The organism is Bradyrhizobium sp. UNPA324, from assembly GCF_006658635.1.
In the GTDB taxonomy this organism is placed as follows: Bacteria; Pseudomonadota; Alphaproteobacteria; order Rhizobiales; family Xanthobacteraceae; genus Bradyrhizobium; species Bradyrhizobium nanningense.
The window spans coordinates 6,926,179-6,942,423 of the sequence record NZ_LFJD01000004.1 but is presented as its reverse complement, the minus strand read 5'-3'; the positions used below and the strand labels follow the sequence as shown (position 1 = coordinate 6,942,423).

The following is a 16,245-nucleotide window of genomic DNA, read 5'->3' as shown; positions in this document are numbered from 1 at the left end:
GGGAGAAGGTGGCGCGAAGCGCCGGATGAGGGGTCTCTCTCCACACATTCAGTATCGTAGGGTGGGCAAAGCGAAACGTGCCCACCACTTCTGTCGAGTGCTGGTGGATCAGTGGTGGGCACGGCGCAAGTGCGCCTTCCCTGCGGCTTCTCCCTCTGCCCGCTTGCGGGGAGAGGCGAAGAAACTACCCCTCGTCGTCCTTCTTCCGCAGCAGATCCGTCGCGAGGTCCGCCAGCTTCGGCGGCGGCAGGGCTGCGAACGGGAGCGGCCTTGTGACGTCGATCGCGGCGAGGCCCAGCCGCGCCGTCAGCAAACCATTGAGCACGCCTTCGCCGAGCCGCTGCGACAGCTTCGCCGCGATGCCATGGCCGAGCATCTGCTGCACCAGGCTGTCGCTCGCGGCCATGCCGCCGGTGATGGCGAGGTGGGCGATGACGTGACGCAGCAGGCGGATCATGCCGAGCGCGCCCGGGCGGCCGCCATAGAGAAACGCGAGCTGGCGGATCAGGCGCAGTGCGGCGACGAACACGAACAGCACGTCGATCGCGGCGCGCGGGCTCACCGCGGTCACGATCGAAACTTTTTGCGCGGCCGACGACACCAGGCGCCGCGCCTCTGCATCCAGCGGTGACATCAGCTCGCGCTCGGCGAGCCGGATCATGTCGGCGCCGTCAATGATCTCGCCGGTATGGCTCTCCAGCGTCGCACGGGCGCGCGCCAGTTGCGGGTTCTGGTGCGCGATCTTGAGGAGATCCTGCACGATGACGCGGCTTTCCTTGCGGTCGTCGCTGGCGAGCACAGCCGCCGCGCGTTGATGCAGCTTCTCGATGGTTGCGAGACGCGCGAGCCCGAACGCCTCGCGTCCGATCACGACGGCGAGCGCCAGCGCGGTGACGGAGGCCAAGGCAAGGCCGACGAAACCGAGCGTGTCGCTGCGCGCGAACAGGTCCTCGATCAGATGGACCACGCCGAGCCCTGTGCCGAGCAGCGTCAGCCCGGCGAGCCCGGACCAGAACAGCGCACCCCAGGGAAAGCCGCGCCGCGCCGGCCGCGCAGCTTCGATCGGCACCGGCAGCGCCTGCGGATCGTGCTCCGGCGTGATCTGGATGGTGGCGCGGCCAAGCCGTGCCGTCTCGTCGGCTTCGGTAACGACGACGCCGGGATCGTCGAGCCGGAACGTCGCCGGCCGCCGTGGCTTCGATCGGTCGTTCATGCGAGCTTGTCTCCGATCAGGAACTGCAAGGCACGGTCGAGGCGGATGTGAGGCAGCGTCGGCGGCTCGGTGCCTTCGCGGTCGAGGGCGGGCGGACGGAAGCGCAGGAAGCGGAAATCGCTCGTCCCAGGGGTCTCGGTGGAGAGGCCGCGGAACGCATCACGGCCGTTGAACAGCGGCTCGGGATCCAAGGGCAGGTCGCCCGGAAAGGTCGCCACTTCCGTGTTGCCGTCGAAGAACTCGCCGCCTGCGCTTTCGCCCGCGGCCGGTGTTCCCAGGATCGACGGTAATTTGTCGCGGCCGCGCGCGACCTGCGCTTCTCGCGTGGCACGCACCGCGGCCAGCGCCACCACGTCGATGGCCGCGCCGGTGGTTTCCGCGCGTGCGACCGCACCCGAGACGGCGCGGCGCAGCACGGCCTCGAGCCTATCGTGGCTGGAATGATGCAGATGGTCCGCCTTGGTCGCCGCGAACAGGATGCGGTCGATGCGCGGCCGGAACAGGCTGGAAAACAGAGTGCTGCGGCCGATGTTGAAGCAATCGAGAATGCCGGCGAGCGCGGCTTCGAGATCGTGCAGCGCCTCGGGCCCGGAGTTGAACGCGGACAGCGCGTCGGCCAGCACGATCTGGCGATCGAGCCGGGCAAAGTGATCTCTGAAGAACGGCCGCACCACGACGTCCTTGTAGGCCTCGTAGCGCCGCACCATCATCGCCCACAGCGATCCCTCCGGTGCCTGCCCGCCGATGGGCACGTCGAGCGGGGCAAAGGTTAGCGCCGGGGAGCCGGCGAGATTGCCGGGCATCAGGAAGCGGCCGGGCGGCAACAGGCTCATTGCGAAACGTTCGTCGCGGCAGGCGCGCAAATAATCGGTAAATAGCTTGGCGGCGGTGAGCGTTGCCTGCTCGTCCTCGCGCGCGTCGGGCTTGAGCATTGCGAGATGCGCGTGCCATTCGCCCGCAAGATGCGCCCGCGGCGCCTCGCGCGACAAGGCGAGGCTCTCGGCCGACCATTGTTCAAAACTCTTCTGCAGCAACGGCAGGTCGAGCAGCCATTCGCCGGGATAGTCCACGATGTCGAGCGTCAGCGTGCGGTCGGCGCCGTTGTGGCGCTGATAGTCGACGACGAGCCTGAGCTCGCTGATGTCGACGGTCGAATTCGGCCAGCGTCGCTCCTCGGTCAGCGCGCGCAGATGGCTCTCATAGGCAAAGCGCGGCACGGCATCGTCGGGCTGCGGCGCCAGAAGCGCCCGCGCGATCCGGCCCGAGGCATGGGCTTCGAACACCGGAAACCGGCCGCCGCGGGTGAGGCCGTGGATCAGCGCGGTGATGAACACGGTCTTGCCGGCCCGCGACAGGCCGGTAACGCCTAACCGCACCGTCGGGTTGAAGAAGTGCTCGCCATAGTCGATCAGCGCCTGCGCGGACAGCCGCGCTTCTTCGACCATATCCTGGAAACTAAATGCCATGTGAACGTTGGGGGATCTTGGGCGGGCGAAAAATGTGAGACCGATCACAAAAGTGGCAATTGCGTGAGGAAAATCAAGCTCCATACTTCCACCGCCTTTGTCGGAGAACCAGCCGATTGAACGACGCGCCGATCCCGAGACACCCATAGAAGAGGGCATTACCTCATTTTGCGGATTGCCATGACCGTCTTCCAACTGAAACAGCTTGCATCGACTTCCGTTCACGCCGCGGCCGATGCGATCGGCTGGAACTACGACCGCGCCGAGCTCATCGCCGACGGCATCGTCCACGCGATCGGCGTCCTCGCCGGCATCGTCGCGGCCACCGTGCTGGTGGTGCTGACGACGATCTATGCCGATGCGACCGACGTCGTCGGCGTCTCGATCTATGTGGCTGGCCTGCTCTCGATGCTGGTGCTGTCGGCGACTTATAATCTCTGGCCGGTGTCGCCGGCCAAATGGCTGCTGCGCCGGTTCGACCATTCCGCGATCTATCTCCTGATCGCAGCGACCTACACGCCATTCATCCTGGAGGTGAAGGACAGCGGGTTCGCGCTGGTGCTGCTCACCGGCGTCTGGTGCATCGCCATCTTAGGCATCGTACTGAAGCTGTTCTACCCCGGCCGCTTCGACCGCGTCGCGGTCGGGATCTATCTTGCGATGGGCTGGAGCGGCGTGATGCTCTACGACGCCGTGGTCCAGGCGTTGCCGGCGCTGGTGCTGGGCTTCATCCTTGCCGGCGGCCTGCTCTACAGTTTTGGCGTGATCTTCCACGCCTGGCGGCGGCTGCGCTTCCAGAATGCGATCTGGCACGGCTTTGTCTTGGCCGGCGCGGCGTGCCATTATACCGCGGTGCTCGACCTCGTGTTGAGCTGAGCAAGCTTCAAGAAGCGGTATAAGCCAAGAGGAGACGTCGCATGCAGGTGACCGGCAAGGTGGTGGTCGTCACGGGCGGCGCAAACGGCATCGGCAAGGCGCTGTGCGAGGCGTTTTACAACGCGGGCGCGGCCAAGGTCGTGGTCGCGGATATGGACGCCGCCAATGCAAGAGCGGTTGCCGCCATGGTGGATGGCGCGGCCTTCAAATGCGACGTCGCGCAGGAGAAGGACATTTCGCACGTGATCGAGGAGACCGAGCGGCAGTTCGGCCCCATCGACCTGTTCTGCTCCAATGCCGGCATCGGCGGCGGCTTCGATCCGATGTCGGAGAATGCCGGCGGCGCCTCCGACGAGCCGTGGCAGCGCAGCTGGGCGATCCACGTCATGGCCCATGTCTACGCGGCGCGGCATCTCGTCCCGCGCATGAAGGCGCGCGGCGGCGGCTACTTCCTCAACACCGTCTCGGCCGCGGGCCTCTTGTCGCAGGTCGGCAGCCCGGCCTATTCGACCACCAAGCACGCCGCGGTCGGCTTTGCCGAGAATCTCGCGATTTCGCACAAGGCCCACAACATCAAGGTCTCGATCCTGTGCCCGCAGGGCGTCGACACCAACATGCTGCGCTCGATCCCGAAAGGCCCGCAATCCGGCGACGGGGACCTGACGCCCGAGCAGGTGGCGAAAGACGTGCTCGCCGGCCTCGAGCAGGAGACGTTCCTGATCCTGCCGCACCCCCAGGTGCTCGGCTACATGCGCAAGAAGACTGAGAATTACGATCGCTGGATCGGCGGCATGGCCAAGATCCAGGCCAGGATGCGCGAGGAGTTCGGGAAGTAGGCTGGGGGCGACACGCTTGAGGCACGCCCGCGCCAAACACTCGCTGTCGTCCCGGCGAACGCCGGGACGACAGCGGTGACTAGGCGGCCGCCTCATCCCCCACCCGGCTCTGCCTGAGCGCACTTGCATAGAGCATCATGCCCTCGCGCACTTTGCGCTGCTCCGCTTCCGTCAGCGCCGCCAGCGCGCCGCAGACCTGTTGCCGGCCGAAGGCGTGCAGCGCCTCCAGCGTGCGGCGGCCCTTTGCCGTCAGCGACAGTCGCTTGCTGCGGGCATCCGTCTCGTCTGGCGTCTCGCGCAGCTCGCCGCAATCGATCAGCTTGCGCACCAGCCGGCTGACGCTGGATTTCTCCAGAAGCAGGAAATCGCCGAGCTCGCCTGAGGTCATCGGGCCGCGGATGCCGATCTCCAGGATGGTGTGCACGGCCGACGGCGGATAGTCCGAGGCCGCCACCGTCGCATCCATGAAGCCGAGCTCGCGCACCATCAGGCGCGAGGCGGCGCGAATGTCGTCGATCAGCGCGAGCTCAGCCATCTTGACTCCCGGCATATAGTTGTATCATACAACTATATGCGCAACGCGGCGCATGCAAGCGTTTTGGAGTGAGCGATGAGCGGAGCTTTGCCGACGGGGATGCGAATGCAGGGCAAGGTCTGCCTAATTACCGGTGGCGGCAGCGGCATTGGCCGCGCCACGGCGCTTCGGATGGCGTCCGAAGGCGCCGAGGCGATCCTGATTGCCGGCCGGCGCGAGGCCGAGATCGAGGCGAGCGCCGCGTCGTGCCGTGAGCTCGGCACGGACGCCATCGCGCTCCAGGCCGACATCACGCGCGAGGATGACGTCGAACGGCTGGTCCGCACGGCCGTCGAGCGCTGCGGCCGGCTCGACGTCGCCTTCAACAATGCCGGCTTCCAGGAGCGGCGGGCGCCGCTGCAAGAGCAGGGCACCGATATCTATGACAGCGTGTTCGACACCAATGTCCGCGCGCTGTTCCTGTGCCTGCGCCACCAATTGCCTGTCATGCTGGCGCAGGGGCGCGGCAGCATCGTGGTCAACGCCTCCGTCAGCGGCATGCGCAATCCCAATCCCGGCTTTTCGCTCTACTCGGCCTCCAAGGCCGCCGCGATCTCGCTGACGCGCTCAGTGGCGCTGGAGAACGCCCCGCGCGGTATCCGCGTCAACGCCGTCGCGCCCGGCCGTGTCGTTACCGACATGATGCTGCGCGCCGGCGTCGGCGATGTCGCGACGGTCAGCGCCGGCCTGCCGCTGCGGCGGATGGGGAGCCCGGAGGAGGTGGCGGAGGCGGTGGTGTGGCTGTCGTCGGATGCGTCATCCTACGTGGTTGGGCATGTGCTGGCGGCGGATGGGGGATTTTTGGCGTCGTGATGTGTTGGTCGGTCGCCCAAAACAACCGGTGTCGTCCCCGCGAACGCGGGAACCCATAACCGATACCGCGCCTTATCGACAGATCACGCGGTATGGGCCCCTGCGTTCGCAGGGGCGACAAGATCAATGCTTCTGCCCGTACAGCACCGGCACTGCCGAATCCACGACGACCTCGACGAGGCTGGTGCCTGCATGCGCCATCCCGCGCTTGAGCGCCTCGCCGAGCTCGGCGGCATTGCTCACCCGCACCGCATGGCAGCCCATGCCTTCGGCAAGCCGGACGAAATCGATTCCCGGCAGTTCCAGCCCGGGCACGTTGCGCACCTGCATCACCTGGCTGAACGAGCGCATCGCGCCGTAGCCGGAATTGTTGATGACGACGACGGTCAGCGGCAACTTGCGCTGCGCGGCGGTCCACAGCGCCTGGATCGAATACATCGCCGAACCGTCGCCGATCAGGCACACCGTGCGCTGCTTCGGCTTGCCGAGCGCCATGCCGACGGCGGCAGGCAGCGAATAACCGAGGCCGCCGCTCGCCATGGTGTAAAAACTGTCCTGGCCGGGCATCGGCAGAAACTTCTGCATCGCCGGCCGATGCGAGGGCACTTCCTCTACCAGTGACGCGGCCTCCGGCATCGCCTGCGATAGCGAATGCAGCAGGAATTCGACCGGCAGCGGGTCGGCAGCCTGCGGCGCCGGCGGCAGCGTGCGGCCCTTTGGCGCCCCGCGCTTGCTCTCCGGCAGCAGCTCGAGCAGCAGGCTCAGCGCCGGCTTCATCGTGGCGATGATGCTGGTGCCGACCGGCGTCACCGCGGCCGCATCCGCATCGTCCGTGATCTGGAAGATCGTCGCGCCACCATCGAAGATCGCGGCATGGCCCTCGACATGGAAGGTGAACACGGGCGCGCCGATGACGACGACGAGGTCGTGCTCGCGCAGCGCGTCGGAGAGCTGCGCCGGCGATGCGTGCAGGAAGCCTGCGAATTGCGGATGCCGCTCCGGAAACGAGCAGCGCGCCGAGAACGGGCTGACCCAGACGCTGGCCTTGGCCTTCTCGGCCACGCGCACCATCAGATCCACCGCGCCGGCGCGGTCGATTCCGGGGCCAACGACGAGGGCGGGGTGCTTTGCGCTGGCGAGCGCGGCGACCAGCGCCTTCATCGCGTCAGGCTCGGGGCCGATCTCCCGGCTCACTTTCCGCGCCTCGACCGGCGCGCAGGCATGCGCCCAGTCGTCGATCGGGATCGACACGAAGGTCGGCCCGCATGGCGGCTGCATCGCGGTGTAATAGGCCCGCGCGATCGCGGCCGGCACGTCTTCGGGCCGCGCCGGCTCGATGCTGTATTTGACGTAGGGCCGCGGAAACTCGGAGGCGCGCTCGGCGTAGAGGAACGCCTGCAGCGGCAGGATCGAGCGCGCCTGCTGGCCGGCGGTGATCACCAGCGGGGTCTGGTTGCGGTGCGCGGTGTAGATGTTGCCGAGCGCGTTGCCGACACCGGCCGCCGAATGCAGATTGACGAAGCCGGCATTGCGCGTCGCTTGCGCATAACCATCGGCCATGCCGACGGCGGAAGCCTCCTGCAGCGCCAGTACGTAGTCGATGTCGTCGGGCCAGTCGGAAAGGAACGGCAGCTCGGTCGAGCCGGGATTGCCGAACACTTTTGTGATGCCGAAGGCGCGCAAGAGGTCGAGCGTCGCCTGCTTCACGGTGACGGACTTGCTGCCGGTCTTGCCGTTCTTGGCCATGGTTTCCGTCCCTTGTTGTTGACTGGCGCGCTATCAGCCCCACCGTCATTGCGAGGAGCTCTTGCGACGAAGCAATCCAGACACTGCGGAGGGATTCTGGATTGCTTCGCTACGCTCGCAATGACGAGGAGGAGGCAGTCGTTCACCACACCGCCGTCCCCTTCATCGTCGGCTGTCCCTCCGCGTTCGCAGTCCACAGCTCCATGCCATCAGCGGTCTCATTGGCGTTGACCGAGAACTCGCTGCCTTCGAACAGCGGCTGCAGCCCGCGATAGGTGAACTTTTTCGGCGCCTTGCCGCCATGGAGCTTCGCCGCCATCTCGATGATCAGCGCCGCCTGCAACGGACCGTGGAAGATCAGGCCAGGATAACCCTCGACCTTGGTGACGTAGTCGCGGTCGTAATGGATGCGGTGGCCGTTGAACGTGAGTGCGGAGTAGCGGAACAGCAGCACGGGATCGGAGACATGGGTCTCGCGGTGCTGCGCCTTCGGCGGTGGAGGCGGAGCCTTGGCGCTCGCCGGCGCGCTGCTGGTCATCTCGCGATAGACGATGTCCTGCCGCTCGCGGATGGCGGTGCCGCGCGGCGAGGAGATGCTGTGCTCGACCGAGACGAAGCACAGCGTGCCGGTCGATCCCGTCTTCACCTGCACATTGGCGATGCGCGAGGTCCGTGTCGATTCATCGCCAACCTGCAGCGGCTGTAGGAACTCGATCTCGCCGCCGGCCCACATCCGGCGCGGCAGCGGCACCGGCGGCAGGAAGCCGCCGCGGGTCGGATGGCCATCAGGCCCGAGCATCGACATCGGAAACACAGGCTGCGCCAGGCACCAATGCACCGTGAACGGCGCGGCGTCCCCCTTCTTGGGCTCGCCGACCTCCTGGAACAGCGTCGCGCGCAGGCCCATCACGAGCTGCGCGGTGACGATGTCGGTCGCCTCCGTGCTGCGGCCGACCCATTGCCGCAAGTGATCGATGTCGAGCTTCTCGGTCATGACGCCTCGCTCTTGTTACGTCTTGGACTTTGGCTTTTCGCCGATCGCGGGCACGGCGCCATAGCTGCGCGTCTCGCCGACGATGATCGGCGCCGGCGCGGGATAGCTGACACGGCCGTTCGGCGTGTCCACCTCGATGCGGCGCAGATGCGGATGGTTGGTGAGGTCGGCCATGGTGTTGACCTCGGCGAAGGCGATGTCGGCGTCCGACAGCCGCTTCAAGAGCTCGTCGCGCGTCATCCTGCCGAAGCTGTCCGCGACCGTCTTGTCGGTGAAGTCGCGGTTGCGCACGCGCTCGACCATGTTGGCGACGCGCGGATCGGCCGGCAAATCGGGCTGATCGAGCACCTTCGCGCACAGCGTCTTCCACTCGCGCTCGCTCTGGATCGAGATCAAAATGTCCTTGCCGTCCTTCGAGGTGAACACGCCATAGGGCGCGATCGAGGGATGGCGCAGGCCCATGCGCTTGGGCGGATTGCCGGCCTCGGAGTTGAGCAGCGGCACGGTGCACCAGTCCGCCATCACGTCGAACATGGAGATGCGGATGTCGGCGCCCTTGCTGGTGCGCCCGCGCGCGATCAACGCCTCCAGGATCGCCGCATGCGCGGTCGCGCCGGTGGCGACGTCCACGATCGACATGCCGACGCGCGAGGCGCCATCGGGGTTGCCGGTGATCGAGGCAAGCCCGCTCTCGGCCTGGATCAGCAGATCATAAGCCTTGCGGTGCGCGTAGGGGCCTTCGTCGCCATAGCCGGTGATGGTGCAGGAGATCAGCTTGGGATAGTCCCTCAGCAGCCGCTCGCGCGAAAAGCCGAGCTTGTCCATCGAGCCCGGCTTGAGGTTCTGGATCAGCACGTCGGCGCTGGCGATCAGCTTCTCCAGCTCGGCGCGGCCTTCCTTCGTCGTGAGATCGACCACGGCGGATTGCTTGCCGCGGTTGAGCCAGACGAAATAGCTGCTCTGCCCCTTGGCCGCTGCGTCATAGCCGCGGGCGAAATCACCCTCGGGCCGTTCGATCTTGATCACCTCGGCGCCGGCATCCGCCAGCCGCGAGGAGCAGAACGGCGCCGCGACCGCCTGCTCGACCGCAATCACCCTGATCCCGTCCAGTGCTCCCATGGCCCAACCTCAGTACGAGCGGGGCATGCCGAGCACATGCTCGGCGACAAAGGACAGCACGAGGTTGGTCGAGATCGGCGCCACCTGGTAGAGCCGCGTCTCGCGGAACTTGCGCTCGACGTCGTATTCCTCGGCGAAGCCGAAGCCGCCATGGGTCTGGATGCAGGCGTTGGCCGCTTCCCATGAGGCGTCGGCGGCGAGCATCTTGGCCATGTTGGCCTCTGCGCCGCAGTCGAGCCCGGCCTCGTATTTGCGCGTGGCCTCCTTCACCATCAGCTCGGCCGCGCGCATCGAGGCGTAGGCCTTGGCGATTGGGAACTGGATGCCCTGGTTCTGGCCGATCGGCCGGCCGAACACGGTGCGGTCCTTGGCGTAGTTCGTCGCCTTGGCGATGAACCATTTGGCGTCGCCGACGCATTCGGCGGCGATCAGGATGCGCTCGGCATTCATGCCGGAGAGGATGTAGCGAAAGCCCTTGCCTTCCTCGCCGATCAGGTTCTCCGCCGGCACCTTCATGTCGGTAAAGAACACTTCGGTGGTGGCGTGGTTCATCATGGTGCGGATCGGGCGGATCTCGAGGCCGTTGTTCTTGGCCTCGCGCATATCGACGATGAACACCGAAAGGCCATCGGTGCGCTTCTTGACCTGTTCCTTCGGCGTGGTGCGCGCCAGCAGCACCATCAGGTCGGAATGCTCGGCGCGGCTGGTCCAGATCTTCTGGCCGTTGACGATGTAGCTGTCGTTGCCCTCCTTGCGCGCGAACGTCTTCAGCGAGGAGGTGTCGGTGCCGCTGGTCGGCTCGGTGACGCCGAAGGCCTGCAGGCGCAATTCGCCGCTCGCGATCTTCGGCAGATATTTCGCCTTCTGCTCGGCGTTGCCGTGCCGCAGCACGGTACCCATCGTGTACATCTGGGCATGGCAGCCGCCGCCGTTGCAGCCCGCGCGCTGGATCTCTTCCAGGATCGCCGCCGCAGCCGACAGCTTCAGGCCCGCACCGCCATATTCCTCGGGGATCAGCACGGAGAGATAGCCGGCCTGGGTCAATGCGTCGACGAAGGCCTTCGGGTAGGCCATCTCGCGATCGAGCTTGCGCCAATATTCGCCGGGAAACTGCGCGCAGAGCTTTGCGACGGCTTCGCGGATGTCGGCGTAATCTTCGGTGTGGTGTTCTTGACTCATGGCGTTTCCAGTTCTTGGCGACAGTTAAGATAACGCCGGCCAATCCTCTGGCGTTGTGAAAACAATGCCAGCCCCCTATGCTCATTTGTTATAGCGTATGAAGTAGCCTTCCAGGATTGGCAAGCATGGATTTCCGGCAGCTCAGGACCTTCAGTTGCGTGGCGGAGCTCGGCAGTCTCTCCAAGGCGTCCGACACGTTGCGGGTGGCGCAGCCGGCGCTCTCCAGGCAGATCAAGCTGCTGGAACACGAGCTGCGCACTGAACTCTTCACCCGCAACGGCCGCGGCATGGTTCTGACCGAAGCCGGTCGGCTGCTGCTGGCGCGCACCTCCGGCATCGTGCGGCAGATCGACCAGATTCGCGACGACATCCAGTCGTCCCAGGGGCCGCCGTCCGGGCAGGTCGTGCTCGGCCTCGTTCCGACGGTGAGTTGCGTGCTGTCGGCGCGCTTTGCGCGGCGCTGCGTCGAAAAGTTTCCCGGCATCTCGTTGCGCATCGTCGAGAGCTACAGCGGCCATCTGGTCGAATGGCTGCATCGCGGCGAGATGGACCTCGCCATCCTCTACGGCCGCTCCGCCGATCTGCATCTCAACGTGCAGAGCCTGGGGCGAGACAACATCGTCGCGGTCGGCCCGCGCGGCTGCGGCCTCGCACGCAAGAAGAGCATCGACGTCGGCTGGCTGCTGCGGCAGCGGCTGGTGCTGCCCAGTCATTCCCACGGTCTCCGCGCGCTGATCGAGCACGCGGCCGCCCAGCGCAAGATCAAGCTCAACGTCCAGCTCGAGGCGGACTCGTTCCGCGTGCTCACGAGCCTGGTCGAGGAGGGGCTCGGCTTCGCGCTGCTGCCGCCCTCGTCGGTCCATGGCGAGGTCGCGGAGGGGCGGCTGGAAACCAGTGTTGTCTCGAAGCCGATGACGCGCGAGCTCATTTTCGCTTCTCCGATCGACCGGCCGGTCTCGACGGCTTCGCTGGCCGTCACGGCCCTCCTGCGCGAGGAAGTCGCCGCCTGCCGCAAGGACGGCGTGTGGGACATCAAATTGAGTTAGATGTGCCGATGTCGTAGAACAGTCAGGCGCCGACTTGCCGTCGCATCTGGCGCGAGCTGTCATGCCGAAATTTTATAGCCGGGTGAGGGGCTGCGCATCTGACGCGAACATGCATCCTTGTCATTGCGAGCGCAGCGAAGCAATCCAGGAATCTTTCCGCGGCGACAGTCTGGATTGCTTCGTCGCAAGGGCTCCTCGCAATGACGGGAGGAGAGAGCTCAGGCCGGAATCCGCACCGGCAGCGACTCATAGCCCTTGATGAAGCTGGAATAGATCCGCTTGGGCTCGCCGACCACCTCGATGCGGTCGAAGCGCTTCAGCATCTCTTCCCAGATGATCCGCAGCTGCAGCTCGGCGAGGCGCATGCCGACGCAGCGGTGGATGCCGAAGCCGAAGGAGAGGTGGGTGCGCGGGCGCGGGCGGTCGATGATGAACTCGTTCGGCTTGTCGAACATCTCGTCGTCGCGGTTGCCGGAGACGTACCACATCACCACGCGGTCGCCCTTGCGGATCGGCTTGCCGCCGATCTCGGTGTCTTGCAACGCGGTACGCCGCATATGCGCCAGCGGCGTCTGCCACCGGATCACCTCGGGCACCATGGAGTCGATCAGCTCCGGATTGGCGCGGAGCTTGTCGTACTGCTCGGGGTTCTCGTTCAGCGCCAGCACCGAGCCGGTCATGGTGTTGCGCGTGGTGTCGTTGCCGCCGACGATGAGCAGGATGATGTTGCCCATGAGATTGTCGGGGTCCAAGTGGCGCGTGGCGTCGTTGTGCGCCATCAGCGACAGCAAATCGTTGCGCGGCGCCGAGTTGACGCGCTCGTTCCACAGCCTGGACATGTAGGCGTAGCACTCGTCCATCTCGCGGCGGCGCTCTTCGGCGCCAGCGACGATGCCGCTCTTGGGCAGGGCGGTCGAGACGTCCGACCAGCGCGTCAGCTTGCGCCGCTCCTCCCAGGGGAAGTCGAACAGGGTCGCCAGCATCTGCGTCGTCAGCTCGATCGAGACGCGCTCGACGAAATTGAAGGTCTCGTTGCGCGGCAGATTGTCCAGCACGGTCTGCGAGCGCTGCCGGATCAGCTTGGCCAGCTCGTCGAGATGCGTTGGCGTGAACATCGGCGACACCGTCTTGCGCTGTGCCGAATGTCGGGGCTGGTCCATCGCGATGAAGCTCGGCCAGTCGTAGCCTTCCGGCACGTCGCGGATCGAGATGCCGCCGAGCGTCGAGTCCGAGGAGAAGATGCCGTGGTTGGTGTCGACATGCATGATGTCGTTGTATTTCACCACCGACCAGTACGGATCGATCGGCGCGTTGGTGCAGTAATGCACCGGCTCTTCCTTGCGCAGCCGCTCGAACCAGGGCCACAGCGTGTCGTCCTGGAACAGCCGGGGCGCGCCGGGGTGGAATTGCGACAACGGCGTCGCATAGGCCTCCTCGCGCGCCTTTCGCATGCGTTCGGCCTTGTCCACCTTGACCGGCGCTTGGATGTTCATCGTCGTGGCTCCAGTTGGTTGTCTGACCTCTCCCGCTTGCGGGAGAGGTCGGCGCGTAGCGCCGGGTGAGGGTTTTCTCCTCTAGGGAATTGTCCCGTTGCGGAGATACCCTCTCCCCAACCCTCTCCCGCAAGCGGGAGAGGGGGCGTAGCATTGTCGTGGCATAGTTCGCAATTCACGCCGCAATCTTGACCGGCAGCTCTTCCAGACCCTTCACGAAGCTCGAATACACCCGCTTGGGTTCGCCGACCACGTCGATATGGTCGAACCGCCTAAGGATCTCTTCCCAGATAATCTTGAGCTGGAGTTCGGCAAGCCTGAGGCCCACACAACGGTGGATGCCGAAGCCGAAGGAGAGGTGCGTGCGCGGGCGGGCGCGGTCGATGATGAAATCGTAGGGCTTCTCGATCACCTCTTCGTCGCGGTTGCCCGAGACGTACCACATCACGACCTTGTCACCTTTCTTGATCTGCTTGCCGCGGAACTCGAAGTCGGAGAGCGCGGTGCGGCGCATATGCGCCAGCGGCGTCTGCCAGCGGATCACCTCGGGCACGAAACTGTCGAGCAGTGCGGGATTCTCGCGCAGCTTGCGATATTGCTCTGGGTGCTGGCTCAGTGCGAGAAGCGAGCCGGACATGGTGTTGCGCGTGGTGTCGTTGCCTCCGACGATCAGAAGGATGAGATTGCCGAGGAAGTTCTTCGCATCCATGTCGCGCGTCGCGGCGCCATGCGCCATCATCGACAGCAGATCGCTCTTCGGCGGTTGTTCGCTGCGCTCCTTCCACAGCCGGGAGAAGTAGGCCGCGCATTCCGTCAGCTCGGCCATCCGCTCGTCCTCGGTGGCAACGAGCCCGTCGGGGCCGGGAATCGTGGTGGCGATGTCGGACCAGCGCGTCAGCTTGCGGCGATCCTCCCAGGGAAAGTCGAACAGCACCGCCAGCATCTGGGTGGTGAGCTCGATCGAGACGCGGTCGACCCAGTCGAACACCTCGCCGCGGGGCAGATTGTCCAGGCAGTCGGCCGAGCGCTTGCGGATGTTGAGCGCGAGATTGTCCAGGTGCGTCGGCGTGAACATCGGCGCCACGGTCTTGCGCTGCGCCGCATGACGCGGCGGGTCCATCGAGATGAAGCTCTCGCGGCGCAGGTCCGGATCGATGTCGCGAATGGTGATGCCGCCGAGCGAGGAGGCCGAGGAGAACACCGAATGGTTGGTCTCGATCTCCATGATGTCGTTGTAGCGCGTCACCGACCAGTACGGCCCGAACATCGAGTCCTTGCAATAATGCACGGGGTCGTCCCGGCGCAGCCGATCGAAATACGGCCAGAACGTATCGGTCCTGAACAATTCGGGATCGCCCGGATCGAACTGCTCCAGCGGCAGTGAATTGGCGCGCTCGCGAAGTGCGTCGAGCTTGGCCGCACTCTCGATGGTCCCATGCATGACCGTTCTCCCTGGCACGAACCGCGCGTTCTCGTTGAATTCTGCGCTGCGGTATTTGATTTGCAATTACAGCCGGTTGTCAGCGCCGGAGCAAGGGAGAGTTTTGCCACATCCAGCTTTGCGGGAGGGCTACGGGACCTTCCTTAGCGTGATCCCCCGCACGCCGCCCGTCGCCATATCTTGTCAGAAATCGACTGGAATTGAGGTAAATCGAACCCGGCCGTGTTGGGGATCGACCAAACTCTGATCTATAGTTTGATTGCAACAGGCCAACATCCCGAGGTTGCCGCCGTGAACGACATGCAATGGACCCCCATCGGCTCCGAGCCTATTCCGCCGCCGCTGCCGCCCGCGTGCGTCGACTTTTCCGGCAATCGCTCCGAGTTCCGAAAAATGGTCACCAAAGGTGCCATGCTGGAGCTCGTTACCTTCGGCTTCTACCGGTTCTGGCTCGTCACCGACATTCGCCGTCATCTATGGGCACTCACCGCGATCGATGGCGATGCCGCCGAATATACCGGGCGGGCCAAGGAGCTTCTGGTCGGCTTCCTGTTCGCGCTCGCGATCCTGATGCCCATCTACCTCGCCTACTTCCTGATCGGCATCGAGTTCGAGCGCTGGCAGGGCTTTGCTTCGACGCCGCTGTTCATCGGCTTCTACGCCTTCGGTCAATTCGCGATTTTTCGCGCGCGGCGCTATCGGCTGACGCGCACGGTCTGGCGCGGCGTGCGCTTCTGGATGGACGGCTCCGGCTGGGCCTATTCGTTTCGCGCCATGGCGTGGGGCTTGCTGGTATTCCTGACGCTCGGCCTGGCGCTGCCGTGGCGCGAGGCCGCGCTCGAACGCTACAAGATGCAGCACAGCCATTACGGCGATCTGCGCGGCGATTTCGAAGGCGACGGCTGGACCTTCTTCAAGCGCGCCTGGTGGCTGTGGCTGCTCAGCCCGATCGCGCTCTTCATTTTCCCGCTCGCGCCGTTCTTCTATGCCGAGTTCAAAGCGCGCCAATGGCGCTGGTGGCTCGACGGCATCCGCATTGGCGACGTCAGCCTGTCCTCGAACCTGCCTCATGACGCCTTCTACGGTCTGTACTGGAAGGTGATCGGCTGGTGGCTGCTGCTTTCGACAGCTTTCGGCTTTTATATCGGCGGCGCCACTATGCTTGCCGTCAAGTTGGGCGGCGTTCCGGCGGAGGAGATGTTCACCCCCGGCAACACCTCGAAGAGCATCCCGATACTGGTGATGATGGTGATCGGCTATTTCGCCGTGGCACTTGCGGTCAACATCATCATGCGCATCTATCTCCAACGCGATCTCTGGGCCAAGGTGCTGGAAACTGTCGAGGTGCACAACATCGGGGCTGCGGCGGATGTGCGTGGCAGCGGCCAGCTTGCCAGCGCGCTCGGCGAAGGTTTTGCCGACGGGCTCGATGTCGCGGGATTCTGAGCT

Annotated in this window: 14 protein-coding genes; 5 read left to right on the top strand and 9 right to left on the bottom strand. The window is 65.3% G+C overall.

The genetic code is table 11. From position 1 onward, the window contains the following. Positions 1-184: 184 nt before the first annotated feature. Positions 185-1,213 (bottom strand): YcjF family protein, encoded by a 1,029-nt coding sequence (locus UNPA324_RS33275; protein ID WP_128919966.1) that lies wholly within the window; start codon positions 1,211-1,213, stop codon positions 185-187. Further along, entirely contained in the window at positions 1,210-2,679 is a 1,470-nt protein-coding gene (locus tag UNPA324_RS33270; RefSeq protein WP_141938265.1) for a YcjX family GTP-binding protein, read from the bottom strand. Before UNPA324_RS33270 ends, UNPA324_RS33275 begins: the two co-directional genes overlap by 4 nt. Positions 2,680-2,859: 180 nt before the next feature. Between UNPA324_RS33270 and trhA the strand changes: the two genes are divergently transcribed. Together trhA and UNPA324_RS33260 are read left to right on the top strand one after the other, a co-directional pair. Further along, on the top strand, positions 2,860-3,555 hold the full coding sequence (gene trhA / locus UNPA324_RS33265) for a PAQR family membrane homeostasis protein TrhA (protein ID WP_141938263.1): 696 nt from the start codon (positions 2,860-2,862) through the stop codon (positions 3,553-3,555). Positions 3,556-3,596: 41 nt separating this feature from the next. Then, complete coding sequence (locus tag UNPA324_RS33260) at positions 3,597-4,391, top strand: SDR family oxidoreductase (RefSeq protein ID WP_141938260.1); 795 nt, start codon at positions 3,597-3,599, stop codon at positions 4,389-4,391. A 79-nt stretch (positions 4,392-4,470) separates the two neighbouring features. On the opposite strand, the gene UNPA324_RS33255 is transcribed toward UNPA324_RS33260, so the two are convergent. Next, positions 4,471-4,926, bottom strand: a complete 456-nt coding sequence (locus UNPA324_RS33255; protein ID WP_181769608.1) for a MarR family winged helix-turn-helix transcriptional regulator — start codon at positions 4,924-4,926, stop codon at positions 4,471-4,473. Between the two features lie 75 nt (positions 4,927-5,001). On the opposite strand from UNPA324_RS33255, the gene UNPA324_RS33250 reads away from it, so the two are divergent. Further along, on the top strand, positions 5,002-5,778 hold the full coding sequence (locus UNPA324_RS33250; RefSeq protein WP_141938256.1) for an SDR family NAD(P)-dependent oxidoreductase: 777 nt from the start codon (positions 5,002-5,004) through the stop codon (positions 5,776-5,778). A gap of 123 nt (positions 5,779-5,901) precedes the next feature. Here the strand turns inward: UNPA324_RS33250 and mdlC are convergent, their stop codons facing one another. From mdlC to UNPA324_RS33230, 4 genes are all read right to left on the bottom strand, one after another. Next, a complete protein-coding gene (gene mdlC / locus UNPA324_RS33245) occupies positions 5,902-7,524 on the bottom strand; it encodes a benzoylformate decarboxylase (protein WP_141938253.1) in 1,623 nt (540 codons plus the stop codon). Positions 7,525-7,666: 142 nt separating this feature from the next. Next, complete coding sequence (locus tag UNPA324_RS33240) at positions 7,667-8,518, bottom strand: HTD2 family dehydratase (RefSeq protein WP_128919959.1); 852 nt, start codon at positions 8,516-8,518, stop codon at positions 7,667-7,669. A 15-nt stretch (positions 8,519-8,533) separates the two neighbouring features. Beyond that, the gene (locus tag UNPA324_RS33235) at positions 8,534-9,637 is read right to left on the bottom strand and encodes a CaiB/BaiF CoA transferase family protein (RefSeq protein WP_128919958.1); all 1,104 of its coding nucleotides are present in this window, start codon (positions 9,635-9,637) and stop codon (positions 8,534-8,536) included. 9 nt (positions 9,638-9,646) lie between these two features. Beyond that, positions 9,647-10,816 carry an acyl-CoA dehydrogenase family protein gene (locus tag UNPA324_RS33230; protein WP_128919957.1) on the bottom strand — a complete coding sequence of 390 codons (1,170 nt, stop codon included), beginning with the start codon at positions 10,814-10,816 and terminating at the stop codon, positions 9,647-9,649. Positions 10,817-10,941: 125 nt separating this feature from the next. Between UNPA324_RS33230 and UNPA324_RS33225 the strand changes: the two genes are divergently transcribed. Next, on the top strand, positions 10,942-11,862 hold the full coding sequence (locus tag UNPA324_RS33225) for a LysR substrate-binding domain-containing protein (protein ID WP_128919956.1): 921 nt from the start codon (positions 10,942-10,944) through the stop codon (positions 11,860-11,862). 218 nt (positions 11,863-12,080) lie between these two features. Here the strand turns inward: UNPA324_RS33225 and UNPA324_RS33220 are convergent, their stop codons facing one another. Both UNPA324_RS33220 and UNPA324_RS33210 read right to left on the bottom strand, forming a co-directional pair. Next, positions 12,081-13,355: a cytochrome P450 gene (locus UNPA324_RS33220; RefSeq protein ID WP_141938251.1), complete on the bottom strand. Its 1,275-nt coding sequence runs from the start codon at positions 13,353-13,355 to the stop codon at positions 12,081-12,083. Positions 13,356-13,530: 175 nt separating this feature from the next. After that, entirely contained in the window at positions 13,531-14,796 is a 1,266-nt protein-coding gene (locus tag UNPA324_RS33210) for a cytochrome P450 (RefSeq protein WP_141938247.1), read from the bottom strand. Between the two features lie 300 nt (positions 14,797-15,096). Between UNPA324_RS33210 and UNPA324_RS33205 the strand changes: the two genes are divergently transcribed. After that, complete coding sequence (locus UNPA324_RS33205) at positions 15,097-16,242, top strand: YjgN family protein (RefSeq protein ID WP_181769700.1); 1,146 nt, start codon at positions 15,097-15,099, stop codon at positions 16,240-16,242. The last annotated feature ends 3 nt before the right edge of the window (positions 16,243-16,245 follow it).